This window comes from Delftia sp. NA_296.1 (assembly GCF_052692095.1).
On the sequence record NZ_JBQZGF010000002.1, the window covers coordinates 337,740 to 362,552 of the forward strand.

General features: G+C 69.6%; 17 protein-coding genes. 10 read left to right on the forward strand and 7 right to left on the reverse strand.

The window, feature by feature from the left end:
• Positions 1-106 precede the first annotated feature (106 nt).
• Together ACUTR7_RS06035 and ACUTR7_RS06040 are read left to right on the forward strand one after the other, a co-directional pair.
• Positions 107-2,185 (forward strand): molybdopterin-containing oxidoreductase family protein, encoded by a 2,079-nt coding sequence (locus ACUTR7_RS06035; RefSeq protein ID WP_445608357.1) that lies wholly within the window; start codon positions 107-109, stop codon positions 2,183-2,185.
• 90 nt (positions 2,186-2,275) lie between these two features.
• Positions 2,276-4,033 carry an ABC1 kinase family protein gene (locus tag ACUTR7_RS06040; RefSeq protein ID WP_445608358.1) on the forward strand — a complete coding sequence of 586 codons (1,758 nt, stop codon included), beginning with the start codon at positions 2,276-2,278 and terminating at the stop codon, positions 4,031-4,033.
• Positions 4,034-4,257: 224 nt separating this feature from the next.
• Here ACUTR7_RS06040 and ACUTR7_RS06045 read toward each other — a convergent pair whose 3' ends face one another.
• From ACUTR7_RS06045 to ACUTR7_RS06055, 3 genes are all read right to left on the reverse strand, one after another.
• The gene (locus tag ACUTR7_RS06045) at positions 4,258-5,232 is read right to left on the reverse strand and encodes a Bug family tripartite tricarboxylate transporter substrate binding protein (RefSeq protein ID WP_016446620.1); all 975 of its coding nucleotides are present in this window, start codon (positions 5,230-5,232) and stop codon (positions 4,258-4,260) included.
• Between the two features lie 81 nt (positions 5,233-5,313).
• Positions 5,314-6,327 carry a TraB/GumN family protein gene (locus ACUTR7_RS06050; protein ID WP_065347329.1) on the reverse strand — a complete coding sequence of 338 codons (1,014 nt, stop codon included), beginning with the start codon at positions 6,325-6,327 and terminating at the stop codon, positions 5,314-5,316.
• Entirely contained in the window at positions 6,324-7,346 is a 1,023-nt protein-coding gene (locus ACUTR7_RS06055; RefSeq protein ID WP_034390060.1) for a fumarylacetoacetate hydrolase family protein, read from the reverse strand. The genes ACUTR7_RS06050 and ACUTR7_RS06055 overlap by 4 nt, the downstream gene beginning before the upstream one ends.
• 126 nt (positions 7,347-7,472) lie before the next feature.
• Here ACUTR7_RS06055 and ACUTR7_RS06060 point away from each other — a divergent pair, with 126 nt between their 5' ends.
• The 3 genes from ACUTR7_RS06060 to ACUTR7_RS06070 all read left to right on the forward strand — a co-directional run bounded on the left by ACUTR7_RS06060 (position 7,473) and on the right by ACUTR7_RS06070 (position 9,910).
• Positions 7,473-8,252 (forward strand): IclR family transcriptional regulator, encoded by a 780-nt coding sequence (locus ACUTR7_RS06060; RefSeq protein WP_012203056.1) that lies wholly within the window; start codon positions 7,473-7,475, stop codon positions 8,250-8,252.
• Positions 8,245-9,411 carry a DUF3108 domain-containing protein gene (locus ACUTR7_RS06065; protein WP_445608359.1) on the forward strand — a complete coding sequence of 389 codons (1,167 nt, stop codon included), beginning with the start codon at positions 8,245-8,247 and terminating at the stop codon, positions 9,409-9,411. Before ACUTR7_RS06060 ends, ACUTR7_RS06065 begins: the two co-directional genes overlap by 8 nt.
• A gap of 205 nt (positions 9,412-9,616) precedes the next feature.
• Entirely contained in the window at positions 9,617-9,910 is a 294-nt protein-coding gene (locus ACUTR7_RS06070; protein ID WP_445608360.1) for a BTH_I0359 family protein, read from the forward strand.
• 109 nt (positions 9,911-10,019) lie between these two features.
• On the opposite strand, the gene ACUTR7_RS06075 is transcribed toward ACUTR7_RS06070, so the two are convergent.
• On the reverse strand, positions 10,020-12,245 hold the full coding sequence (locus ACUTR7_RS06075) for an IPTL-CTERM sorting domain-containing protein (RefSeq protein WP_445608361.1): 2,226 nt from the start codon (positions 12,243-12,245) through the stop codon (positions 10,020-10,022).
• A 410-nt stretch (positions 12,246-12,655) separates the two neighbouring features.
• Here ACUTR7_RS06075 and ACUTR7_RS06080 point away from each other — a divergent pair, with 410 nt between their 5' ends.
• Genes ACUTR7_RS06080 through ACUTR7_RS06100 form a run of 5 tightly spaced genes read left to right on the forward strand, consistent with a single transcriptional unit; the run spans position 12,656 to position 19,450 of the window.
• Positions 12,656-14,104 (forward strand): MFS transporter, encoded by a 1,449-nt coding sequence (locus ACUTR7_RS06080; RefSeq protein WP_013804377.1) that lies wholly within the window; start codon positions 12,656-12,658, stop codon positions 14,102-14,104.
• Positions 14,105-14,117: 13 nt separating this feature from the next.
• Complete coding sequence (locus ACUTR7_RS06085) at positions 14,118-15,659, forward strand: FGGY family carbohydrate kinase (protein WP_012203052.1); 1,542 nt, start codon at positions 14,118-14,120, stop codon at positions 15,657-15,659.
• The gene (locus ACUTR7_RS06090; protein ID WP_445608362.1) at positions 15,656-17,338 is read left to right on the forward strand and encodes an FAD-dependent oxidoreductase; all 1,683 of its coding nucleotides are present in this window, start codon (positions 15,656-15,658) and stop codon (positions 17,336-17,338) included. The genes ACUTR7_RS06085 and ACUTR7_RS06090 overlap by 4 nt, the downstream gene beginning before the upstream one ends.
• Positions 17,332-18,882, forward strand: a complete 1,551-nt coding sequence (locus tag ACUTR7_RS06095; RefSeq protein ID WP_445608363.1) for an FAD-binding oxidoreductase — start codon at positions 17,332-17,334, stop codon at positions 18,880-18,882. Before ACUTR7_RS06090 ends, ACUTR7_RS06095 begins: the two co-directional genes overlap by 7 nt.
• Position 18,883: 1 nt before the next feature.
• Positions 18,884-19,450, forward strand: a complete 567-nt coding sequence (locus ACUTR7_RS06100; RefSeq protein WP_012203049.1) for a glycerol-3-phosphate responsive antiterminator — start codon at positions 18,884-18,886, stop codon at positions 19,448-19,450.
• Between the two features lie 8 nt (positions 19,451-19,458).
• Here the strand turns inward: ACUTR7_RS06100 and ACUTR7_RS06105 are convergent, their stop codons facing one another.
• The 3 genes from ACUTR7_RS06105 to ACUTR7_RS06115 all read right to left on the reverse strand — a co-directional run bounded on the left by ACUTR7_RS06105 (position 19,459) and on the right by ACUTR7_RS06115 (position 24,794).
• Positions 19,459-20,553, reverse strand: coding sequence for an AbrB family transcriptional regulator (locus ACUTR7_RS06105; protein ID WP_043820322.1), 1,095 nt, complete (start codon positions 20,551-20,553; stop codon positions 19,459-19,461).
• 72 nt (positions 20,554-20,625) lie between these two features.
• Positions 20,626-21,204, reverse strand: a complete 579-nt coding sequence (locus tag ACUTR7_RS06110; protein ID WP_445608364.1) for a hemerythrin domain-containing protein — start codon at positions 21,202-21,204, stop codon at positions 20,626-20,628.
• Positions 21,201-24,794 (reverse strand): LAGLIDADG family homing endonuclease, encoded by a 3,594-nt coding sequence (locus ACUTR7_RS06115; RefSeq protein ID WP_445608365.1) that lies wholly within the window; start codon positions 24,792-24,794, stop codon positions 21,201-21,203. Before ACUTR7_RS06115 ends, ACUTR7_RS06110 begins: the two co-directional genes overlap by 4 nt.
• Positions 24,795-24,813 lie beyond the last annotated feature (19 nt).

Consider the following 24,813-nt stretch of genomic DNA (forward strand, 5'->3'; position numbering starts at 1 on the left):
GCATGCAAGACCGGCACCGCCCCTTGCCCGTGACGGCCTTTTCCCGTTTTCCCGGCTTTCACGGTTTTTTCGCAAAGTACCCACCCTGTCCGAGACCGCTGCCACCATGTCCTCCGCCACGCCCCCACTCCAGGCCACCTCACAGGTGCTGGGCGCCTGCCCCCATGACTGCCCCGATACCTGCTCGCTGGTGACCACGGTCGAAGACGGCATTGCCAAAAGAGTCCAGGGCAACCCCGCCCATCCGCACACGGGCGGCGTGCTCTGCGCCAAGGTCAGCAAATACACCGAGCGCAGCTACCACCCCGAGCGCGTGCTCACCCCGCTGCGCCGCGTGGGCCCCAAGGGTTCCGGGCAGTTCGAGCCCGTGGGCTGGGACGAGGCGCTGGCCGACATCGCCGCGCGCCTGCAGTCCCTGGCGGCGCGCGATCCCGAAACCATCCTGCCCTACAGCTACGCAGGCACCATGGGCCTGGTGCAGGGCGAGAGCATGGACCGGCGCTTCTTCCACCAGCTCGGCGCCTCGCTGCTGGACCGCACCATCTGCTCCAGCGCCGGGGGCGAGGCCCTGAACCTGACCTATGGCGGCAAGCTGGGCATGCGCGTGGAGCATTTCACCGAAAGCCGGCTCATCCTCATCTGGGGCAGCAACAGCATCGGCAGCAGCCTGCATTTCTGGCGCTATACGCTGGAGGCCAAGCGCAACGGCGCACGCCTGGTGTGCATCGACCCGCGCAAGACCGAGACCGCCGACAAATGCCACGAGCACCTGCAGCTGCTGCCCGGCACCGATGCCGCCCTGGCACTGGCCCTGATGCACGAGCTGATCACGCACGGCTGGCTGGACCATGACTACATTGCGCGCCACACGCTGGGCTGGGAGGAACTCAAGGCCCGCGCCCTGCAGTGGCCGCCCGAGCGCGCGGCCCAGGTCTGCGGCTTGCCCGTGGAGCAGATCCGCCAGCTGGCGCGCGACTACGGCACCACCACGCCCGCCGCCATCCGCCTGAACTATGGCGTGCAGCGCGCGCGCGGCGGCGGCAATGCCGTGCGCGCCATCGCCTGCCTGCCGGCCCTGGTGGGCGCCTGGCGCCACCGTGCGGGCGGCCTGCTGCTGTCCGCCTCGGGCGCCCTGCCCGCGCAGCGCGCCCGACTGCAGATGCCGCACCTGCTGGGCGAACGCCGCCCGCGCACCATCAACATGAGCACCATCGGCGACGCCTTGCTGCACGAAGGCGGCAATGGCTTCGGCCCGCGCGTGGACGCCATCGTGGTCTACAACAGCAATCCCGTGGCCGTGGCGCCCGAGTCGGCCAAGGTCGTGGCCGGCTTTGCGCGCGAGAACCTGTTCACCGTGGTGCTGGAGCAGTTCATGACCGACACGGCCGACCTGGCCGACTACGTGCTGCCGGCCACCACGCAGATCGAGCACTGGGACATCCACGGCAGCTACGGCCATACCGACGTGCTGCTCAACCGCCCCGCCATCGCGCCGCTGGGCCAGGCGCGCAGCAACGGCCAGATCTTCCGCGACCTGGCCGCGCACATGGCGCGGCACGATGCCGCCTTTGCCGCTGCCCATTTCCAGACGGGAGACGAGCAACTGTGCCGCGAAGCCTTCGAGGGGCGCGGCGTGGACTTCAACGAGCTGCTGGACAAGGGCTTTGCCACCCTGGCCCTGCCCGAGGCCCCCTTTGCCGAGGGCGGCTTCGCAACGCCCTCGGGCCGCTGCGAATTCACCAGCGCCGAGCTGGCGCGGCGCGGCATGGACCCGCTGCCCGACTACCTGCCCAACTACGAAACCGCCGAAACGGATGCGCGCTACCCGCTGGCCATGATCTCGCCGCCGGCACGCAACTTTCTCAACAGCAGCTTCGTCAACGTCAAGAGCCTGCGCACCATGGAAGGCCGCCCGCTGGTGGAGCTGCACCCCGACGACGCCGCCCCGCGCGGCGTGGCCGAGGGCGACCGGGTGCGCGTCTTCAACGACCGGGGCAGCTACGAATGCCACGCCACCCTCAACGGCCGCGCGCGCCGGGGCGTGGTCAACGGCCTGGGCATCTGGTGGCGCAAGCATGGCGACAACGGCACCAACGTCAACGAGCTCACCCACCAGCGCCTGACCGACCTGGGCCGCGCGCCCAGCTTCTACGACTGCGCGGTGCAGGTGCAGCGGCTGGCCTGAGCCCCGCCCCGGAGGCGGGCGATTCCTGCGCAATGGCGTCTGGCGCATCGGCACAATGGACCGCATTGCCACCACCGACAGGAGATGCCCATGCTGCAAACCGCCGTGGTCGCCGTGCGCGACCGTGCCCGGCTGCAGGAAATCGTCGGCGTGCTGCTGCGCTTCGGGCTGGCCGACCTGGTCGACACGCTGGGCCTGGCCCGCTTCGCGCCGCGCGGCAGCCAGCCCCATCCCGAGCATCCGCTGGATGCCAGCCGCCCGGAGCGCCTGCGCATGGCCCTCGAACACCTGGGTCCCAGCTTCGTCAAGCTGGGCCAGATCATGGCCACGCGCTCGGACCTGCTCGCGCCCGAATGGACGGCCGCACTGCAGCAACTGCACAGCCACGCCGCCCCGCTGCCCTGGGAGACGGCCCAGCCGTTGATCGAGCAGTCGCTGGGCCTGCCCGTGGAGCAGGTGTTCACGCATTTCGATCCCGTGCCGCTGGCCTCGGCCTCCATGGCCCAGGTGTACCGCGCGCGGCTGCCTGCGGCTGAAGACCGGGATGACCGGCAAGACCAGAAAGACGGCAGCGACAGCGACAGCACCCCTGCGGCCAGCGCTGCCGACATCGAAGTCGTGGTCAAGGTCCAGCGCCCCGGCCTGCGCCCCCAGATCGAGGCCGACCTGCGCCTGCTCGAGCACCTGGCGCTGCTGGCCCAGGAACAATGGCCGCAGCTGGCACGCTACCGCCCGCGCGAGGTCACGCGCCAGTTGGGCCAGGCGCTGCGCGAGGAACTGGATTTCACCGTCGAAGCCCACAACGGCGACGCCGTGGCGCGGCACTTCGCGGCCCAGCCCGAGATCGTCGTGCCGGCCATCCACTGGGCATTGAGCGGGCCGCGCCTGCTGGTGCAGGACTTCGTGCCGGGCGTGCCAGCCTCGGCCGTGGGTGCGGACCCCGCGCTGGACGGCCCGCTGCTGGCGCGCCGTGGCGCCTGCGCGTTTTTGCAGATGGTGCTGCGCGACGGCCTGTTCCACGCCGACCCGCACCCCGGCAACCTGCTGGCCCTGCCCGGCAACCGCGTCGGCTTCATCGACTTCGGCATGGTCGGGCGGCTGTCGCCCCAGCGCCGCCGCCAGGTGCTGGGCCTGATGCGCGCCCTGGTCGAGGGCCAGGGCCGCAGCCTCTCGGGCGTGCTGCTGGAATGGGCGGCCGAAAGCGAAATGCCCGGCCGCGCCCCGCCCTCGGCCGCGCGCATCGAGGCTGCCGTGGACCGCTTCGTGACCCGCCATGGCCCCGGCGCCAGCAATGGCCGCCTGGTCATGTCCCGCGCGCTGCAGGACTTCATGGCCCTGGCCCGCGAAACCGGCGTGGCCCTGCCCGCCGACATGGCGCTGCTGCTCAAGGCCCTCATCACGGCCGACCAGGTGCTGCTGCAGCTGGACCCGCAATTCGACGTGGTGCAGACGGCCACGCCCCTGGTCAAGGCCCAGCTGCTGCAGCGCTACTCCCTGCGCAGCCTGGCGCGCCAGCGCCGCGCCGCCATGGCGCAGTGGCTGGAACTGGCCGACGACGCGCCGCACACCCTGCGGCTGGTGATGCAAAGACTGCGCTCGGGCCGGCTGCAGGCCGACCTGGACATACGCCACATCGACCGGCTTTCACTGGCACTGGAACGCGCCGCCACCCGCCTGGCCCTGGCCGTGGTCTCCGGCGCCTTCATCCTGGGCCTGGCCCCCGGCCTGCTGACCATGGGCCCGCGCCTGTGGGGCATCCCCCTCTTCGCCGCCCTGGGCGTGGCCGGCGCCGCCGCCAGCCTGGCCGTTCTTTTCACCACCATGCGCAGGCAGAAGGCGCTGGATTGATGGCTGGATTGATCGCTGGATTGGCGATCAGGAACGCCAAAAAAAAGCAGCACCAGCGCATCAGATCAAAGCCGGGCGCCGCCCCCAAAACCGCCACGGCCCAACCCAGAGACACCGAGGAAGGGCCTACGCCGGCCGCGCCGCCCCGCACCGAGGGTGTCGTCCCCCTCCGCGAAGCGAGAAGGGGCGACGTGCAACGGGAAGGCGCACAGCGCCTCAGGGGGTCAGTCCAGCTTCACGCCCGCGCTCTTGATGATGGCCCCCCAGCGCTTGGATTCCGCGCGCGACATGGCCAGGAACTGCTCGGGCGTGCCGGGCAGCGCCTCCATGCCGAAGTCCTGCATGCGCTTGACCACGGCGGGGTTGGCCAGCGCCTTGTTGAGCTCGGCGTTCAGGCGCTGCACCACGGCGGGGGGCATCTTGGCCGGGCCCAGGATGCCCTGGAAGGCATAGACCTCGGTATCGGGCACGCCGACCTCGGCCAGCGTGGGCAGCTCGGGCAGGCTGGGCACGCGCTTGCCCGTGCCAATGGCCAGGGCGCGCACCTTGCCCGACTGGATCACGGGCAGGCCCGAGGCCAGGTCCAGGAACATGCAGGGCACCTGGCCGCCCATCACGTCGGCCAGCGCAGGCGCCGCGCCGCGATAGGGGATGTGCGTCAGGAAGGTGCCCGTGCGGTTCTTGAACATCTCCATGGCCAGGTGGTGGGGCGAGCCGTTGCCGGGAGAGGCGTAGTTGACCTGGCCCGGATGCGCCTTCACGTAGGCCAGGAATTCCTTGAAGGTCTTGGCCTCGAAGTTCGGGTTCACCACCAGCGCCATCGGGAAGCGGCTGATGCCGCCGATGTAGGTGAAGTCTTTTTCAGGATTGAAGGACAGCTTGCTGAACAGGTGCTCGTTGTAGGCCAGCACGGCGTTGTCGGCCGACATGATGGTGTAGCCGTCGGGCTTGGCCGTGGCCACGATCTGGGCGCCGATGTTGGTGGAGGCGCCGGGGCGGTTGTCCACCACGATGGTCTGGTTCAGCGTCTGGCGCATGGCCTCGGCCACGGTGCGCGCCAGCACGTCGGTGCCGCCGCCGGGCGGATAGGGCACGACCCAGCGGATGTTGCTGGCGGGCCAGTCCTGCGCCTGTGCAAAAGGCGCGGCCATGCCGGCGGATGAGGCCGCCACGGCGGCCAGGAATTGTCTACGGTCCATTGTTGTCTCCTGTGGGATGGGTGTGGATGGGTCCTGGCCGCGCCCTGTTGCTCTTGTTCATGGAGGCGGCGGCAGTGTGTTTCAGGGCGGGCTGGCTGCGGGGAACTCCACGCGCTGCACCTTGAAGCCCTGGGCCGCCAGCAGCGCCGGCAGGCCGCGCGTGCCCACCATGTGCAGGGCGCCCACGGCGGCGAACACGCTGCGGCCGGAACGGATCTGCCGCGCCACTTCGCGCGCCAGGCCGGGGTTGCGGCCATAGACCATGCGGTCGTAGTCGGCGCGCTCGGCGGCATTGGCCATGCAGTCGCACCAGTCGGGCAGGCTCTCCAGCAGGTGGATGCGGCCATCGGCCCAGACGCGTGCGATCAGTCCCAGCTTCTGGGAGGCGATGCCGCTTTCCAGCTGGCGCAGGCCGGACTCCACCGTCTCGGCCACGCGCGCGGGGTCGTCCGAGACCAGCTCGCGCAGTTGCAGCTCGGGCGTCTCCAGCGACAGCACGGGCTTGCCCAGGGCCAGCGCCACGCCGGCCAGCGAGAAATCGATGCCATAGGACGCGTCCAGCCCCTCGCTGCGGCCGGCCAGCGACAACAGGGAGATCACCTGGGCGTCGGGGCGCAGCAGGGCCAGCTCGGGGCCGGCGCAGGCCAGGCGCCTTTGCTCCTCAAGCCGGCGCTGGAGGTCGCCGCGCAGCGGCGGCGCATCGGGCCGCGCCTGCATGCCTGCGAACAAGACCTTCATGACCTCGGGATCGAGGATGTTCAGCTCCAGTGCCAGGCTGTCGGAGGCGCGCAGCGCGTCCGCCACCGTGGGGCCGGGCACGCTCCAGTCGAGCTTGGCCGCGTGCATGGTCCCGTAGAGCCAGCTGGTGCGGCCCCGGTGCTCGATGCGCCACAGCAGCCCACGGTCCTGCGCCTTGCGCTGCATGGCGCGGATCTCGTCCGGGCCGGGCATGCGCGCCTCGGGCGGGCAGGTGACGGGGTCCGCGGCCGGGGGCGCCGCGAATGCCCCCGCCAGCGGCGACAGCGCCAGCGCGGCCAGGCCGGCGCGCAGCGACCTGCCCGCCAGGCGCCACCAGGGTGCGCAGACGCGGCTCATTCGGCAGGCTCGACGATGTTCTGGTCGATGGCGCCGAAGATGCTCTGGCCGTCCTTGCCCTTCATCTCGATGCGGATGGTGTCGCCGAAGCGCATGAACTCGGTCTTGGGCGCGCCGTCCTGGATGGTCTCTATGCAGCGCTTCTCCGCAATGCAGCTGTAGCCCTTGGGCCACTCCATGCGCCGGTTCTTGCCCTTGCCGCTTTCCACGCCCTTGTTGCTCACGGTGCCGCTGCCCACGATGGAGCCGGCGCGCACATTGCGCGTCTTGCAGATATGGGCGATGAGCTGGCCGAAATGAAAGCTCATGTCCTCGCCCGCATCGCACATGCCGACCTTGCGGCCGTTCCAGGTGGACTGCAGCGTCAGGTGCAGGCGCCCGCCCTTCCAGGCGTCGCCCAGCTCGTCCAGCGTCACGGCCACGGGGCTGAAGGAGGTGGCGGGCTTGGACTGGAAGAAGCCGAAGCCCTTGGACAGCTCATTGGGGATCAGGTTGCGCAGGCTCACGTCGTTGGCCAGCATGACCAGGCGCACGCCGCCCAGCGCACGCTCGGGCGTGGCGCCCATGGGCACGTCGGCGGTGATGACGGCGATCTCGGCCTCGAAGTCGATGCCCATGGACTCGCTGGGCACCACCACATCGTCGCAGGGGCCCAGGAAATCGTCGCTGCCGCCCTGGTACATCAGCGGGTCGGTGTAGAAATTGGCGGGCACCTCGGCGCCGCGCGCCTGGCGCACCAGCTCCACATGGTTGATGTAGGCCGAGCCATCGGCCCACTGGTAGGCGCGTGGCAGCGGCGCCATGCACTGGCGCGGATCGAAGGCAAAGGCATGGACCGCCTTGCCGCTGTTGAGCAGGTGGTACAGGTCCTGCAGCTGGGGCGCCATGTAGCTCCAGTCGTCGAGCACCTGCTGCAGGCGGCTCGCTATGCCGGTCGCATAATGGGCCTGGCTCAGGTCGCGTGACACCACGACCAGTTGCCCGTCCCGCGATCCGTCCTTGTATGTGGCAAGTTTCATGCTGCTCCCCCGTGCTGCCGCCGCGCGCCACGGCATCCGGGCAGCAGCCTGGATACCCATGGCGACGCAGCCACGAATTACGATAAGTTAAATTGATTTAACTAAACAAAACCAAATTCTATTGCAATGGACAAGGAACGCGCAGGGATTCAATCGGTCGAGGTCGGTTTTACATTGCTGGAGGCGCTGACGCGCGCCCGGGGCCCGCAGATGCTCAAGGACCTGGCGTCCGACGCCGGCATGAGCGCCGCCAAGGCGCACCGCTACCTCGTGAGCTTCCAGCGCATCGGCCTGGTCACCCAGGACGCGCGCACCTCCCGCTACGACCTGGGCCCGGCCTCGCTCAAGCTGGGCCTGGCCTCTCTGGCCCGGCTGGACCCCGTGCGGCTGGCGCGCGAACGCATGCCAGCGCTCATGGAGCGCATCCACCACACGGCGGCCATCGCCGTCTGGGGCAACCACGGGCCGACCATCGTGCACTGGGAGGAAAGCGCGCAGTCGGTCACCGCCAACCTGCGCCTGGGCGACGTCATGCCCATGCTGGCCTCGGCCACCGGGCGCTGCTTCGCGGCCTGGCTGCCGCGCGAGGTCACGGCCCCGCTGCTGGAGCCCGAAGTGGACAAGGCCCGCCGCATCCAGCGCAAGGACCTGCCGCTCACCCCCGAGGCCATAGACGCCATGCTGGCCGAGGTGCGCGAGCGCGGCACCGCCCGCGTGGTCGATACCGTGCTGCCCGGCATCGTGGCGTTTTGCACGCCGGTCTTCGACTCCTCGGGCCATATCGTGCTGGGCCTGACCACGCTGGGCTCGATTGCCACCTTCGACCCCGAATACGGCGGCGCCATCGACGCGCCGCTGCGCGAGGCCTGCGTCCAGCTGTCCCAGGACCTGGGCTGGAATGCCTGAAATGCACCTGCGCCAGCGCGCCCTGCCCGCCCTCACCGCCGTGGTGCTGGGCGTGCACGCGCTGGCCCTGCTGGGCCTGCCGCTGTGGAGCCAGGTATCGGCGCCGCACACCGAGGTGGCAGCCATGCAGACGCGGGCGCTGTCCCTGCCCGAGCCACCGGCCCCCCCGCCTGCAGCGCCCGTACCCGCATCGAAGGCGCCTGCGCCCAAGCCGCAGCAGCCTCGCCCCAAGATCCAGCGCCCGGCACCGGCCGCACCCGCGCCCACGCCCGAGCCGCTGGACACGCCCATCCGCGAAACCGTGGAGCCCTTGCCGATGGCCGCAGCGCCGGAGCCTGCCGCATCGGACGCCTCTGAAACCGCCGCTGCCGGCAGCGGGGCAACCCCGGCCACGCCGCCGGCGCCGCCCGCTCCCAAGCCCGAACCCGAAACACCGCCCACGCCCTCGGCCGGCCCGGCCCAGGGCATGGCCATCACCTCGCCCGATGGCACGCCGCTGGCCTCCGACGCCCCCGTTCCCGTGCAACTGCCCGATCCCGCGCGGCTGTCGTTCGCCGTCACCGGCCAGGCCAAGCGCTTCAACTACTCGGCCAGTGCCGAGCTGGTCTGGCGCCATGCCAACGGCCAATACCAGGCCAGCCAGGAAGTCAGCCTGTTCCTGCTGGGCTCGCGCTCGCAGACCAGCGAGGGCCGCATCACCGACAGGGGACTGGAGCCCAGCCGCTTCAACGACAAGGCACGCAAGGAGCAATCGGCGCAACTGGCGTTCGACCAGAACCTGGCGCACTTCAGCACGGGCGCGCCCGATGCCGCCATCGCGCCCGGCGCGCAGGACCGGCTCAGCGTGTTCCTGCAACTGTCGGCCCTGCTGGCGGCTGCGCCGCAGCGCTACCCGGCGGGCACGCAGATCAGCTTCATCACCGTCAGCGCGCGGCGCGCCGACCGCTGGACCTTCCGCGTGGGCGAGACCGAGACGCTGGACCTGCCCTCGGGCAGCACGCAGGCGCTGCGGCTGGACAAGATCGCGGCGGCCGGCGATGACCAGCAGGCCTCGCTGTGGCTGGCGCCGTCCATGCAATACCTGCCCGTGCGCATCCGGCTGGCGCAGGACAACGGCGACTTCGCCGACCTGCAGCTCAAGGGCCGCCAGGCGCCCTGATCGCGGGTAGGCCGGCACTTGCAGGCACCGCTGCCGCCCGCCTACCACAGCGCGGCCTGCGGCGCACGCCGCCGCGCATGCCAATCCGTGGAATACTGCATGCAAGTGCCTGTGATAGATCGGGACCCCCACGGTTCTTGAAATCCGGCGCTTCGCAGCCATGTAGGCTGTGCGACGCCCGGCAACGGGCCAGAAAGGGAACACCATGCAAATGCTTTACGACTCCGAATCTTTTGTGGTGCTCCATCTGCGTCCCGACATGGATCCGGATGCAACGACTGGCAATGAGGCAGTCGATACCGCCCGTCAACTGCCACGCCACGGCTTCGAGATCGTGGACAAGCGCTCGGGCAAGGAGGTCTACCTGGACGGCTCCTGGGCCGAGATGTTCCAAAAGCAGATCATTGCCTGGCAGCTCGACGCCCCCACCGAGGAAGAGGTGGAAGACGCGCTGGAGCGCTACGCCGGCCTGGCCCAGCAACCTGTCGTGGTCCACTGACGCCGCGCTTTTCACCTCCCTCCAACCCATAAGAAAGCCGGGAATGCGATGAGCATTTCCGGCTTTTTCATTGGGCTTTGGGCTGGGCGGACCCAGCCCCTTTCCACCGTCAATCCCTGGACGCAGCCCTGATCGAAAGTGCCGCCATCCCGGCCAGCATCAGGGCCAGCATCATCAGCGCCCACTGGCTCAACGTGGGGATGGCTGCCACATTGCCAGCCGCCGCCGTCAGCTCGTTGGTGAAAGCCGCTGCGTTGCCCGTGGCCGCCACCGTCAGCGTGACGGCCGCCGGCATCCTGCCCCACGCCAGGCCTGCGGGTGCCGAGGGCAGCGTGGTGCTTTCGCTGACCGAGCAACTCACGCCTTGGGGCACGTTGGTGATGGTGCCTGTGCCCGTGGTCGCATTGGCCAGCACCACGGTCCCCGTGAAACTGCCACTCGCGCCACAGCTGGCCGTGAAGGCAAAGCTGCCGCTCACGCCGCCTGCAGGCGCGCCCGTGACGTTCTTGGTCAGGCTGATGGCGGCGGTGCTGCGCACCAGGGTATTGGTGAAAGCGGCCGCATTGCCGGAAGCCACCACCGTCACCGGCACGGCAGCGGGCATGACGCCCCAGATGTAGTTGACCGGCGCGATAGGCAAAGGCGTGTTCTCGGTGACCACGCAGCTCGCGCCTTGCGGAACACCGGCGATGCCGCCCGTTCCCGACGAGGCATTGCTCAGCGCCACGGCGCCGGTGTAGTTGCCGTCCACGCCGCAGCTCGCAGTGAAGTCGAAGTTGCCGGTTACGCCCGCTGCAGGGCCGCCCGCCACGGTCTTGGTGAGCGCAATCGATGCGGCGCTGCGCGCCAGCGTGTTGGTCAAGGCCACGGCAGGACTGCCAGGTGGCGCCAGCAAGGCCACGGTGCCGCTGGGCGGGCTGACCTCCACCCACTGGTGATTGGCCGGTGCCGCTGGGCGGGAGGTTTCGGTCACCGTGCAGCTGCCGCTGGAGATGACGGGCGTGACAGAGACGGCGCCCGCCGTGGGCGTGCTCAGCGTCACGCTGGTGGCAATGCTCGGCACCACAATGCCGTCCGTTCCTGTGCAGGAAACGCTGACGGGGAAGCTGCTGCCCGTCAGATCCGTGGCCTGACTGCCTGCGGCCCAGGCCACCGTCTTGCCCACGGCCAGCGTGCCGGGCTGGCAGGTCAGCGTGGCCGTGGCGTTGTTGCCCAAACCTGCGGGTGTGAAGTCCACACCGGGCCGGATGATGTTGGTCACGGTGCGTGCCACAGGGTCCGCGCAGGCTGCGCGGCCTGCCGCGTCATTGGGCCAGACCACGGGCACGGTGATGGAGCAGCCCGTGGTGTGGGGAATACCGAAGTCATCCAGATTGACCGTGCTGGAGCCCTCAGTCGCGGTCAGCGTGCCGCCCGTGCAGGTATGGGTGACGGGACCGCTGCCGATCAGCAGGGGGCTGGGCAGGGCATCGGTGACCTTGGCATGGGCCACGTCCTGCAGCGTGTCATTCTGAAATTCGATGGTCAGCTGCGCCGTGTTGCCGGCGCCGCCCAGCAGCACATCGGTCTTGTCAAAGCGCTTGGTCACCGTGGGCAGGCCGCAGGCACCACCCGGATCAGTCACGGCGCGCACAAAGGCCTGCGCGATCTTGCCGCCGTTGCGGGCGAGGGTCATGTCCGCATCTCGGAAGCTGGACACATCCACGGTGGCAAAGACGCAGGCGCCCTGGCCATTGTTGGACTGGGCGACGGGCACCAGCAAGGCGTAGACGCCATTGACCAGGGCGGTGGAGCCCGCAGGCGGGAAGCCGGCAACGGGTGTGCCGTTCGCCAGGTACAGAACGTTTTCTCCGGGGACGTTGTTGATGTAGTCGAAAAATCCACCGTAGACCGGGTCGAGACTGGTGAACGAGCCCGAATAGGCAGAGTTGGCATTCAGCGGATAGCTCTGAAAGACTCCCACCTTCGTGCCCAATGTGAAATTCCGCCCGGTATTGGCATTGAGCAGCTCCAGCATCTGCACGTCGTTGGTCAGCGTGTCGTCATAGCCATCGACGAAGAACAGCACGCTGTTGGCCCAGCGATTGGCCACGGCCTGTGACAGGACAGCCCAGTTCGTGGGATGGATGGCCCGATAGTGGCTGGCGACCACCACCATGTCGTAGGGCCCGCCGGGCGGGTTGAAGGTGGCTGCGCTGATGCCATTGGCTGTGAACAGAGTGGACACCCGTGTCACGTTGGCTGCGCCCACCACGTTGGAGAATTCCGTTCTCATATTGGTGAACTCGGACTCCTCGACGGAAGAGTTCACCCCGCCCGCGTCCGTGGTCAGCATCAACATCTTCTGCGCCATTGCCTGACTGCCCAGCAAAAGCATGCTGGCACACAGCAACAGCCTTGCCCATCGTCTGATTGACATCATGGGTTCCCTCCCTCTATTTCATCTGTTTAGACAATTAATCGAAAAATCCTATTGTCTTTTTCTATCGCTCGAGAAACAGAGTGAAACACGCGCAGCGTTCGCGCCACAGGAAAAACCAATGCTTGCCGGCCCTGCCTGCCGCCTGCTATTAGCGCGCCTGATAGCCCGGCGCCTTCGCCCTGGTGCTTCTACCGATACTGCGCAACCCCTGCTATTTCCTAGAATCCCGGGCACAGGTTCAAGATTTGAAGACCATCTGTGAGATGGTCTTGTCACGCCTGTGTGGTGTGCGCCGGCCTCTTGCAGACAACCAGGAGGCAGCGATGCAAACCACAGGCCACAGCATTCGTGGCGTTCAGGATGTCATCTCGTACATCGACGCACGCCAGGGCATTTCAGGCCGCGCCGGCACCATCTGGTGGCTGGCACTCGGCGGCCTTTTCCTCGACGCCTTTTCCAACTCCGCGCTCAGCGTGGGCCTGGGGCCCATGACGCGCGACCAGCAGCTCACGCCGGCCGAGGTGGCCTGGATGACGTCGCTGGCCTCCTGGGTGTCCATCGCCTTCAACCCCATCGGCGGCTGGATGGCCGACCGCTGGGGCCGCATGCGCCCGCTGGTCATCGCCAAGGTGCTGGCCGTGGCCGGTGCGCTGCTGGTCAGCATGGCGCCCGACTACGCCACCATCCTCTTCGGCCGCTTCTTCGTGGGCGCGGCCTATGGCATCGACTTCGCCATCGCCATGGCGGTGCTGGCCGAGTTCACGCCCGCACGCCTCAAGAGCCGGCTCAATGTCTGGCAGGGCATGTGGTACATGGCCGTGTGCAGCAACCTGGTGCTGGCGCTGTGGTTCCACTCCTGGGACGTGGGCGATTCGCTGTGGCGCTACTCGGTCGCGGCCACCGCCGTGTTCGGCGTGTTCATCCTGGGCATGCAGGCCGCGCTGCTGGTGGAAAGCCCGACCTGGCTGGCTCGCAAGGAGCGGCTGGACGACGCGGCCCGCGCCATGACGCGCATCTATGGCCAGACCTTCAGGGCAGCGCCCCTTGCCGAGCGCCTGCCCGTGCTCAACCCGGCCCGGCGCGGCCTGGCCAATGTGCTGCTGATCTTTCGCGGCATCTACCTGCCGCGCACGCTGCTGGCGGCCACGGTGCAGATAGGCCAGTCCATCCAGTACTTTGCCGTGGGCTGGTACCTGCCGCTGATCAGCGCCTCGCTGTTCGGCAAGGACTTCCGCGAGGCCACGCTGGGCGCGCTGGTGTTCAACGTGTTCGGCATCGTCGGCGGCTTCCTGTCGCCCGTCATCGGGCGCCGGCTGGGCCTGCGGCGGGCCTCGGCCTTCGGCTTTGCGCTGGTGTTCCTGATGCTGCTGGTGCTGGGCCTGTTCAACGGCCGCATGCCCATCTGGCTGGCCGTGGCCGTGCCCTCGCTGTTCATCCTCTTTCACTCGGGCGGGCCCGGCGCCAACGGCAAGAGCCTGTCCACGCTGTCGTTCCGCAGCGAGCTGCGCGCGGGCGCCAACGGCGTGATCGGCGCGCTGGGCGCCATGGGCGCGGCGCTGGGGCTGCTGGTGTTCCCGCTGTTCCGCCAGCAGTACGGGCTGGAGAACACCTTCCTCATCCTGTCCGTGGTGCCGCTGCTGGCCAGCATCGTCTGCTTTTCCATCCGCTGGGACCCCACGCGCACCACCGTGAACCCCGACGACGAGCCCGGCGCGCCCCAGTTCGCGGAAGACGCCGCCCCGCCCGCCAAGGTCGCTCAAACCACCGCCTGAAAGAGACCACCCCATGCACCATGAAGCCGTGATCCTTTGCATAGACGAAGGCACCTCGGGCACGCGCGCCGCCGTCGTGGGACGCGACGGGCAGGTGTCCGCCCAGGACTATCTGCCGCTGGAAATCCACTGCCCGCGCCCCGGCGTGGTCGAGCAGGACGCCGACCTGCTGCTGGAGCGCACGCTGGACGTGTGCCGCCGCGCCATCGCCCGCGCACAGGGCTGCGGCCAGCAGATCGTGGCCCTGGCCATTGCCAACCAGCGCTGCTCGGCCGTGCTCTGGGATACGGTCACAGGCCGGTCGCTGGCGCCCATCATGGTCTGGCAGGACTCGCGCTACCGCGACGAACTGGCCCTGCTGGCCGGCGACTGGGATGCCCGGCTGATCCGCCACGCGGGCCGGCCCGTGGGCGTGCGTTCGCCCTACCTGTGGGCCGCGCGCAAGCTGCGTGAGGATGCGGCCGTGGCCCGTGCCTGGCAGCAGCGCCGCCTGGCCTTCGGCACCATCGACTCCTGGCTGCTGTGGCATCTGTCGGATGCGCGCGCCGTGGTCACCACGCCCACCAATGTGACCTCGGGCAACGCCTATGCATTGGGCGATCACCGTTATCTGCAGGACTGGCTGGACGCGCTGGAGTTTCCCGCCGAACTGCTGCCCCGCCTGTGCGAGGACGTGCAGGACTTCGGCCGCACGCGCACCGAGCTGCTGGGCCTGGCCGTGCCCATCCTGGCCTGCGCGGGCGACCAGCATGCGGCCGCCGTGGGCCTGGGCTGCCTGGAGCGGGGCCAGGCGCTGTGCGTGCATGGCACGGGAAGCTTCGTCGATGTGCTCACGGGAACAAAGCTGCCCGCGCATGACGCGGCCCATGAAAGCTCGCTGACCATGACGGCGCGGCGCATGGGCGGTGTCTCGCGCTATGCCATCGAGACCTATGTGCCCACCACCGGCTCGGCGCTCAACTGGATCTGCGAGAAGCTGCAGTGGTTCGACAACCCGCAGCAGATCAGCGCCCTGGCCCGCGAGGCCGAGACGCCGGCCGACCTGGTCTTCATCCCCGCGCTCACGGGCCTGCGCCTGCCTGCCATGGAGCCGGGCGCGCGGGCCTCGATCTCGGGCGTGTCCATGGCCACCTCGCGGCCGCAGCTGGCGCGCTCCATCCTCGAAGGCATTGCGCATTCCGTGGCCTCCTGCGTGCAGGCGGACGAGGCGGCCTCGGGCACCGAGGTGGGCGAGCTGCTGGTGGGCGGCGGCCTGTCGGGCAGCGATGCGCTGCTGCAGATCCAGGCCGACCTGGGCGGCCTGCCCGTGCGCCGCCTGGCCGATACCGACAAGGCCAGCCTGCGCGGCATCGCCTTCATGGCCGGCAGTGCGGGCCTGCTGTGGGACGGGCTGGAACAGGCCTGCGCCACGCTGCGCACCGAAGCGGTCTTCACCCCGCGCATGGCCGCCGACGAGCGCGGCGAGCGCCGCCGCATCTGGCGCGCCCGCGTGGGCGACGAACTGGCCCGCGCCCGGGCCCCCGGGCGCAGCGCCGCCCTGGAGGGCTGCGCATGATGCAATGGCCCTTTGGCAAGGAGCGCAGGGACAGCGCCGCACTGACCCAGACCGTGCCGCTGCAGCTGCAGCGCGCGGACCAGCTCGCGCGGCTGGGTGACGAGGCCTTCGACCTGCTGGTCATCGGCGGCGGCATCACCGGCGCCTATGCGGCGCTGGACGCCAGCCTTCGCGGCCTGCGCGTGGCGCTGGTGGAGAAGGACGACTTCGCCTCGGGCACCTCGTCCAAGTCCTCCAAGATGGTGCACGGCGGCCTGCGCTACATCGAGCAGGGCAACCTGGGACTGGTGCGGCACTCGCTGCTGGAGCGTCAGCGCCTGCGCCGCAATGCGCGGCACCTGGTGCAGCGCCTGCCCTTCCTGTTTCCCGTGATGGAGCGCGACGGCGTCTTCGACGCCCGCCTGGCCAAGGCCTTCGGCAGCCTGCTGTGGACCTATGACCTGGCCGGCGGCTGGCGCGAAGGCATCCTGCACCGCAAGCTCGGCAAGGCCGAGGTGCTGTCGCACTGCCCGAGCTTTCGCGAAGAGCAGCTCCTGGGCGGCTACATGTACTTCGACGCGCGCGTGGACGATGCGCGGCTCACGCTGGCCGTGGCGCGCACCGCGGCCTTCCACGGCGCGGCCGTGCTCAACCACTGCCAGGCCACCGCCGTCACGCGCAACGCCCACGGCCGCGTGGATGGCGCCATCGTCCAGGCCGATGGCCGCGAGATCACGGTGCGCGCGCGCAGCGTGGTCATGGCCACGGGCGTGTGGCTGCGCGACTGGGATGGCCGCAAGCCCGGCCAGGAGCCCCGGCTGCACGTGCGCCCCGCCAAGGGCGTGCACGTGGCCATTCCCTGGCTGCGCATACGCAACGACTGCACCGTCACCATTCCCGTGCCGGGCCGCAGCCGGCGCGCCACCATCACGCGCTGGGGCGATGTCTCCTACCTGGGCACCACCGACGAGGACTACGCGGGCGGCCTGGACGACGTGCACTGCACGCGCACCGAGCTGGACTTCCTGCTGGAAGGCGCGCGCTCCGCACTCAAGGTGGACCTGTCGCCCGAGGATGTGGTCGGCTCCATCGCCGGCTGCCGCCCCCTGGTCGGCCCGCCCGGCGGCAAGACCGTGGAGATGAAGCGCAACCACGAAATCCATGTGGCGGCCGACGGCCTGGTCACCATCGTGGGCGGCAAGCTCACCACCTCGCGCCACATGGCCGAGCAGACCGTGGACGCCGTCGAGAAACTGCTGGGCCGGCGCACGCGCTGCACCACCACCTCGGCCTTTGTGCTGGGCGCGGCTGGTTACGACGCCCAGGCCATCACGGCCACGGGCGGCCTGTCGGCCCACCTGGGCGAGCGCTACGGCACGGAGGCGCGCTTCGTCAGCGACCTGCTGGCCGTGCGGCACGAACTGGCCCGGCCCATCGTGCAGGGCCTGCCCCATACCGAGGCCGAAGTCCTCTACGCCGTGCGCCACGAAATGGCGGCCAGCGTGGACGACGTGCTCTCGCGCCGCCTGCGCGCCCGCCTCATGGCGCGCGATGCCTCGGCCCACGCCGCGCAGCGCGTGGGCGACATCCTGGCCGATGAACTGGGACTGACACCCGCGCAGGTCGCGCAACAGGTCCACGACTACCGCCGCGCCGTGGAGCGCGAAAAACAGATTTTGATGGGAGACATCCAATGCTGAGCAAAGACGCAATCGCCCGCGGCTACAACCGCCGCAACTACGTGGTGGGCGCCCCCACGACCCCGGGCTGGGCGGCGCAGGCCGCACCTGCAGCCGACCGCCCTGCCTCCGAAGGTCCTGCCTGCGGCCTGCAGCACGAACCCGTGGCCGTGCCCGAGGCCGCGCTCGCCGCGCTGCGCACCGCCTGCGACCGCGTGCAGACCGAGCGCGCCGACATCGTCGCCGGCACGCGCGACTGGTGGGCGCGCACCATGGTGGCCGAGACCTCGGGCCACCCGGCCACGCCGCAGGCCGTCATCGCCCATGCATCCACCGTGGAGCAGGTGCAGGCCGTGATGCGCATTGCCGACGCGCATGCCATTCCCGTCACCGTCTCGGCCGGGCGCAGCAACGTCACGGGCGCGGCCCTGCCCCTGCGCGGCGGCATCGTGCTGGACCTGTGCGAACTCAACCGCTTCATCGCCATGGACGAGCAAAGCCAGATCGTCGAGGTCGAGGCCGGCATGTTCGGCGACGTGTTCGAGGAAACCATCCAGCGCCGCCACGGCATGACCATGGGCCACTGGCCCTCGTCCTTCGGCATCAGCACCGTGGGCGGCTGGGTGGCCTGCCGGGGCGCGGGCCAGCTGTCCACGCGCTACGGAAAGATCGAGGACATGGTCCACGGCATGGACGTGGTGCTGGCCGATGGCCGCCTCGTCACCGTGGGCGGCTACGCGCGCGCGGCCATCGGGCCGGACCTGCAGCAGCTGTTCATCGGCTCGGAAGGCACGCTGGGCGTGATCGTGCGCATCCGCTTCAAGCTGCACCGCCTGCCCGACCACGGCCGCGCCATCGCCTATGGCTTCGCCAGCTTTGCCCAGGGCCTGGAGGCCTGCCGCCAGATCCTGCAGCAAGGCGCCAACCCCGCCGCGCTGCGGCTGTACGACGCGCTGGAAAGCGGCGTGCAATTCGGCCGCAGCGACCTCAACGTGCTGCTGATCGCCGATGAAGGCGCGCCCGAGATCGTCGATGCCGTCATGGCCATCTGCGAGCGTGTGTGTGCACCTTGGGGTGAACGGCTGGACGGCGCCGCCACCCTGGAGCGCTGGCTGGACACGCGCTACCTGACCGGCAAGAGCGCCGAGGGCTTCAAGAAAGGCCCGGGCTTCGTCGCCGACACGCTGGAGATGTGCGGCCCCTGGAAAGACCTGCCGGCCATCTACGAGGAAGTGGTCGCCGCCCTGCAGGCCATCCCCGGCACCCTGGCCGGCTCGGCCCACCAGTCGCATGCCTATGTGGATGGCGCCTGCCTGTACTTTTCGCTGCGCGGCGAGGTGGCCGTGGACCAGCGCGCCCAGTGGTACCGCGCGGCCTGGGACGCGGCCAACGCCGTGCTGCTGCGCCACGGCGCCACGCTCAGCCACCACCACGGCGTGGGCCTGCTGCGCGCGCCCTACATGCGGCAATCGCTGGGCCCGGCCTTTGCCCTGCTGGAGGCCACCAAGCGCATGCTGGACCCCAAGAACCTGCTCAACCCCGGCAAGCTGGGGCTGGACCTCTGACATGGGCCGCCCGGACAACTCCCTGGGCGCGCGGCTGGCGCGCCGCCCCGTCATCGCCACCCTTTACGGGGCCGAGCAGATGGACGCGCTGCTGGCCAGCCAGGCCGAAGTCGCCATCGTCGCCAACATCGAACTGCGCCGCCTGCGCTCGGTGATCTCCACCATCACCGGGGCGGGCAAGATCGCCATCGTCAACATCGACAGCTGCGACGGCATCTCGCCCGACAAGGGCGGCGTGGACTACCTTGTGGATCTGGGCGCCAGCAGCCTGCTGTCCACGCGCGTGGCCACCATCCAGCGCGCCAACAAGGCCGGGCTGCTGACCATGCAGAAGGTCTTCGTCACCGACCGCTCCACCTGGCCGCGCAGCATCAAGGCCGTGGAGCAGAGCGACCCCAACCTCGTGCAGATCATGCCCGCCCCCATGCTGGCCCACATCACCGAGGCCGAGCGCCGCATCCTGCCGCCGCTAGTGGCCTCGGGCTTCGTCTGCAGTCAGGAGCAGGTGCAACAGGCGCTGGCCGGTGGTGCGATTGCGGTGTCTACCAGCGACAGTGGGCTGTGGTGAGGTGGGCCCTAGGCCGTGCGCGACGCGGCCGGCCCGCGCGCCTCCACCCAGCGGAACAGCGGCGCCACCAGCAGCAGCACGGCGATCAGCCGGCAGACCTGGAAGGCCGTGACCACGGGCACGCCCAGCTGCAGCACCTTGGCGGTGATGGCCATCTCGGTGATGCCGCCCGGCGAGGTGCCCAGCAGCAGCGTGACCCAGGGCAGGTCCACGGCCAGGTGCAGCAGCCAGGCAAAGCCCGCGCAGATCGCCATGAGCCCCACGGTGCCCACGGCCACGGAGCCCAGCCAGCGCGGCGCGGTGTGCAGGAATTCGCGCTTGAAGCGCACGCCCAGGCTGATGCCGATCACCAGCTGCGCCGCATTGACCAGGGCCTGGGGCACGGCTGACAGTTCCTGGCCGCACATGGTCAGCAGCATGGACACCAGCAGCGCGCCCAGGAACCAGGGGTTGGCCCGCTTGAGCCGGTCCATGGCCCAGGCGCCCAGGCCCGTGAGCACGGCCAGCAGCGCCAGCCCCGGCCATTCGACGATGCGGATGCTGGGCGGCGTCAGCCCCTCCAGCCCGTGCAGGCCGCTCCACTGCAGCGCAAACGGAATGCTCACGGTGACGATGACCAGGCGCAGGCTGTGGCTGGCCGCCACCAGGTCGGTGCGCGCGTTCTCGCGCTCGGCCAGCAGCGTCATTTCAGAGGCCGCGCCAATGGCACCCGCGAAGTAGGTGGTGGCGCGCATCTCGCCCGCCGGTATCTGCGGCATGCGCGGCGCATGCACGCGGTACAGCCAGGCGCCGAAGCCCCAACCCAGCAGCAGCGCCCAGACGATGGCCACGGCAATCGCCCACCACAGCCCCGCGATCAACTGCACCACGGCCGGCGTGAAATACAGGCCCAGCGAGGCGCCGATGATCCACTGCCCGCCGTTGCGCAGCCGGCCCGCGCTGGCCGTGGGCGCGCCCAGGATGGAGGCCAGCGAGGTAGCGATCAGCGGCCCCAGCATCCAGGGCAGCGGCGTGCGCAGCCACAGGCACAGCTGGGCGGCGGCAAAGGCGCCCAGCAGGGTCAGTGCAATGCGAAGCAGGAAAATGGGGCGGCGCTCGGGCATGGCAGGCGAGGCAGGGGCAGGTCCAAAGCCTGCGAGTATCGCCGCGCCGGCTCCCGCGCGCAGCCGGCGGCGCTATCTCCGTGACAGGTCTGCGCCCCGGCGCACGGCCATCTCACGGCCCATGGCCGCCTGCGTTGCCTCTGGCAGCAGGCCGCGCGCCTGGGGGTAGGCCAGCCGCTCTTCATTCTCGACATGGCTGGCATAGCAGGCCGCGAAGCGTTCGAACACCGCCTCGTCAGCCGCGCCAAAGCCCTGGCAACGCCCCTCGGCCATGTCCAGCAGCGGCTGGCGCGCCAGCGCCCAGTCGGCGCTCATCAGGCCGTGCTCGCGCTGCAGGCGCTGCACCAGGGCCACGGTCTGCGCATCGCCCTGCTCCAGCAGCGGCGGGAAGACATACAGCTCCTCATCCTCATGGTGCAGCGGCGCCGCCTGGTCGAAGTAGCGCAGGATGTCGCGCGCCGCCTGGCGTGCGCTGTCGTCGCAACCTTTGGTCCGGAGATACACGCGCAGCCGGTCCAGCAGCGCCAGCATGCGCAGCACGCGCTCGTGGCAGGCTTCGAGCATCTCGAAGGGCTGGTCGAAGCCCGTGCCGGGCGCGCGCCAACCGGGCACGGCATCGCCCTGCGGGCGCGGGGCCACGGTAACTTTCACCCGCAACTCCCCAGGTTGCCGCAGGCCGTGCAGTACTCGCAGCCGTCCTTGCGGATCACGGCATGGGCGCCGCATTCCTCGCATTTGCGGCCGGCCATGACCATGGGGTCGGTGGCCAGAGCCTCGGGCTCGGGCAGCGGCGATGGGGCGGGCGGTGCGCCGCTGCCGCGCCGGGCCAGGATGTTCTGCACCGCATAGGCGATGGCGGCCACCTCGGAGTCGTGCCACATGGGCACGCGCGTGCCGTCGTCGCGCTGGTGGGTGCCCAGGCGCACGGGGCCCCGGTCCCAGGCCACCTTGCGCATGTCGCTGAGGGCGCGCTCCAGGAAGCCGCCGCGCGCGGCCAGTGACAGCAGGCGCATGCTGGAGGTCACCCATTGCTGGGACTCGCCGCTCTGGCCCACGGGCATGAAGAATTCGATGGCGCGGTCCACCGTGCGGCCATCGGGCAGGACCACGGGCAGGAAGGAGACGACCAGGTACAGGCGCTTGGGGCCTTGCTGGGTCCAGTACTCGATCTTCTCGGCCACGGCGTCCAGCGCGCCCTGCGGGCGGCTTTCTATCACGGTGCGCAGGGGGTCGGGTGCGGAAGCCGCGGCCCCTGCCGGCGCGGGGGAGGCCGGCTTTTCAGCAGATTCAGGCGCATGGGTTTCGAGCACAGCGCCCAGGATGGTGTTGGGCCGGTAGGTGGCCAGGCCCTTGAGGCCGGCCTTCCAGGCCTGGCGGTACAGGTCCTTGAAGTCCTCGTAGGGATAGTCGGCGGCCACGTTGACGGTCTTGGAGATCGCCGTGTCCACGAAGGGCTGCACGGCCTGCATCATGGCGATGTGGCCGGCCGCAGGCATCTGCAGCGCGCTGACGAAGTAGTCGGGCAGCTGCTGCACGTCGCCCCCCAGCGAGCGGTACAGGCGCCAGGCATGGTCCTCGACCGCGTACTCGGCGCTGCCGCCATCGGCCGTGCGTTTCTTGCGCTTGTAGGTCCAGGAGAACGGCGGCTCTATGCCGTTGGAGGCGTTGTCGGCAAAGGCCAGGCTGACCGTGCCCGTGGGCGCAATGGACAGCAGGTGACTGTTGCGTATGCCGTGCGTGCGTATGCGCTGGCGCAGCGCCTCGGGCAGGCGGCTGGCGAAGGTGCCTTCGGCCAGGTAGCCATCGGCGTCGAACTTGGGGAAGGCCCCCTTCTCGCGCGCCAGCTCCACTGAGGCGCCATAGGCCGCATCGCGCATGCGCTCGGCAATGCGCGCGGCCATGGCCCGGCCCTCGGGCGCGTCGTAGCGCAGGCGCAGCATGGCCAGCGCATTGCCCATGCCCGTGAAGCCCACGCCGATGCGCCGCTTGGCCTCGCTTTCCTCGCGCTGCTGCGGCAGCGGCCACCAGGTCAGCTCCAGCACGTTGTCCAGCGCACGCACCTGCACGGCCACGGCGCGCTCGAAGGCCTCGAAGTCGAACACAGGCTCGCCCGCGAAGCCGAACGGATGGCGCACGAAGCGCGTGAGGATGACGGGGCCGAGGTCGCAGCAGCCGTAGGAGGGAAGCGGCTGTTCGCCGCAGTTGTGCACATACAGGCCATTGGCGTCGAAGGCGTGGCAGTCCGCCACCGTGACGTCATAGACCATTTCCTCGCCGTCGCTCTCCAACGCCTGGACGGTGGCAGTGAAGCGCTCACGGTTCGGGGTGCGCCGGTACTGGGCCAGGGCCTGCTCCAGCCGTTCGGCCTTGTCGGTGTCCGCAAGGCCTATGCGGTCGGCGAAGATGCCAAGGTTGTCGCCGCTGATGACCAGTTCATGCTGTGCCTGGGTTGCATAGTCGCGCTGGCCGCCTTTGCCGTCGGGCATGGCGCGCAGTTGGGCTGGCCGACGGTTCTCATAAATCGTCGAAGCCATGCCCTGGCGCAGCAGCATGCGCTGCACGGTACGCAGCAACTCAGAATCGCTCTGGGACAGGCGCAGGCTCACGCCCTTGTCCTGTGTGCCCTGGACCGATCCATCGGCATCAAACAGGCCGCGCAGCAGCCCTGCGGAAAATGCAGAAGAGGCCGCTTCCATGGACTTGGTGATGCACTTGCGCCCTGGCTCCATCCCCATGCCAAGCGCCAGATCGCGCAATGCGGCACTGGCCATGCGCGCCTCGCCACGTCCCGCCACTGGCCGCTGGAATCCACGGAAATCCGCGCGGTGGCGCAAGCTGGCTGCTGCAGCCTCGGCGGCCTGCATGATGCCTGCCGCGCCCGTGGCGGCATAGGCCACCGCACTGCCGGCGTTGCCTGCGACCTGGCGCAGCTCGGGCGCCCATACGCTGATCACAGCCTTGTCGGCCTTGAGGGTTCCATCGCCTATCAGCAGGCCCAGCAGGTAGCCTTCGGCCTCGGTGCCCTGCCCATCCCAGCCTTGAAACGCACGGTGGTTGTGCAGCAGTACCTCGTCGCCTGCCTGCAGTTGGGCGGCCGGAGTCCATTCAGCCTGCAACGCATAGCGCGTGCGGCGAGCGACACGCCGCACCAGATGGTCTGCGGTCAGGCGCAGCACCTGGCCCTCGCGTGTGGTCAGCCGCAGCACCGGCTTGCGGCCGGTGGCAAAGAAGCCCGCACTTTCGGTGGCGTAAACCTGGCCGTCGACCACGGCGCCAAATGTCTTTCCGACGAGGTCTGCAACCTGGGCTGGTCCCGACTCGGTGAGCACCCAGGTATCTGCCGTGACGCAAGGATTCGTCGCCGCGATCTCCTCGCAGTAGCGCAGGTTGTTGTCGTCGTTGATGTGGTCCAGGAAGAGGATGCCGGGCTCCGCGAAGTCGTAGGCCGAGCGCATGATGGTGTCCCACAGCGTGCGGGCGGGCAGGGTCTGGTAGACCCACTGGCCGTCGGCGCGCTGGTGGGCACCCTGCTCCAGCAGGGCGGTGCCGGGGCGGGCGCGGTGCACCAGGTGCCAGGGCTGGTCTTCGGCCACGGCTTGCATGAAGGCGTCGCTGACGCCGACCGAGACGTTGAAGTTGTTCCAGCGGCCCGGCGTGCGCTTGGCGGTGATGAATTCGAGCACGTCGGGGTGGTCGATGCGCAGCACGCCCATCTGGGCGCCGCGCCGCGCGCCCGCGCTTTCCACGGTGGCGCAGGACTGGTCGAAGACGTTGATGTAGCTGCACGGGCCCGAGGCCAGCGAGGCGGTGGCGCGCACCTCGGCGCCACGGGGGCGGATGCGCGAGAAGTCGTAGCCCACGCCGCCGCCGCGGCGCATGGTTTCGGCGGCTTCGCGCAGGGCTTCGTAGATGCCGGGGTAGCCGCCGTCGTCCACGCCCTGGATGCAGTCGCCCACGGGCTGCACGAAGCAGTTGATCAGCGTGGCCTGCAGGTCGGTGCCGGCCGCGCTCATGATGCGCCCCGCGCCTATGGCGCCGGCCTGCAGGTTGGCCAGGAACAGGGCCTCGCATTCGGCGCGGCGCGCTTCGGGCTCGACCGAGGCCAGGGCGCGGGCCACGCGGGCGTAGAGCTCGCCCACGCCGGTCTCGCCGTTCTTGAGGTATTTTTCGCGCAGCACATCGAGGCTGATGGGCTGCAGATCCGCCGCGTCCTGCGCGCGGCCCAGGTTTTCGCGATGCATTGGCATGGCTCCCGTGTTG

Bases quoted from the DNA above. Each gene is read 5' to 3' on its own strand.
- ACUTR7_RS06035 (WP_445608357.1), top strand. From the start codon at position 107: ATGTCCTCCGCCACGCCCCCACTCCAGGCCACCTCACAGGTGCTGGGC.
- ACUTR7_RS06040 (WP_445608358.1), top strand. From the start codon at position 2,276: ATGCTGCAAACCGCCGTGGTCGCCGTGCGCGACCGTGCCCGGCTGCAG.
- ACUTR7_RS06045 (WP_016446620.1), bottom strand. From the start codon at position 5,232: ATGGACCGTAGACAATTCCTGGCCGCCGTGGCGGCCTCATCCGCCGGC.
- ACUTR7_RS06050 (WP_065347329.1), bottom strand. From the start codon at position 6,327: ATGAGCCGCGTCTGCGCACCCTGGTGGCGCCTGGCGGGCAGGTCGCTG.
- ACUTR7_RS06055 (WP_034390060.1), bottom strand. From the start codon at position 7,346: ATGAAACTTGCCACATACAAGGACGGATCGCGGGACGGGCAACTGGTC.
- ACUTR7_RS06060 (WP_012203056.1), top strand. From the start codon at position 7,473: ATGGACAAGGAACGCGCAGGGATTCAATCGGTCGAGGTCGGTTTTACA.
- ACUTR7_RS06065 (WP_445608359.1), top strand. From the start codon at position 8,245: ATGCCTGAAATGCACCTGCGCCAGCGCGCCCTGCCCGCCCTCACCGCC.
- ACUTR7_RS06070 (WP_445608360.1), top strand. From the start codon at position 9,617: ATGCAAATGCTTTACGACTCCGAATCTTTTGTGGTGCTCCATCTGCGT.
- ACUTR7_RS06075 (WP_445608361.1), bottom strand. From the start codon at position 12,245: ATGCTGACCACGGACGCGGGCGGGGTGAACTCTTCCGTCGAGGAGTCC.
- ACUTR7_RS06080 (WP_013804377.1), top strand. From the start codon at position 12,656: ATGCAAACCACAGGCCACAGCATTCGTGGCGTTCAGGATGTCATCTCG.
- ACUTR7_RS06085 (WP_012203052.1), top strand. From the start codon at position 14,118: ATGCACCATGAAGCCGTGATCCTTTGCATAGACGAAGGCACCTCGGGC.
- ACUTR7_RS06090 (WP_445608362.1), top strand. From the start codon at position 15,656: ATGATGCAATGGCCCTTTGGCAAGGAGCGCAGGGACAGCGCCGCACTG.
- ACUTR7_RS06095 (WP_445608363.1), top strand. From the start codon at position 17,332: ATGCTGAGCAAAGACGCAATCGCCCGCGGCTACAACCGCCGCAACTAC.
- ACUTR7_RS06100 (WP_012203049.1), top strand. From the start codon at position 18,884: ATGGGCCGCCCGGACAACTCCCTGGGCGCGCGGCTGGCGCGCCGCCCC.
- ACUTR7_RS06105 (WP_043820322.1), bottom strand. From the start codon at position 20,553: ATGCCCGAGCGCCGCCCCATTTTCCTGCTTCGCATTGCACTGACCCTG.
- ACUTR7_RS06115 (WP_445608365.1), bottom strand. From the start codon at position 24,794: ATGCATCGCGAAAACCTGGGCCGCGCGCAGGACGCGGCGGATCTGCAG.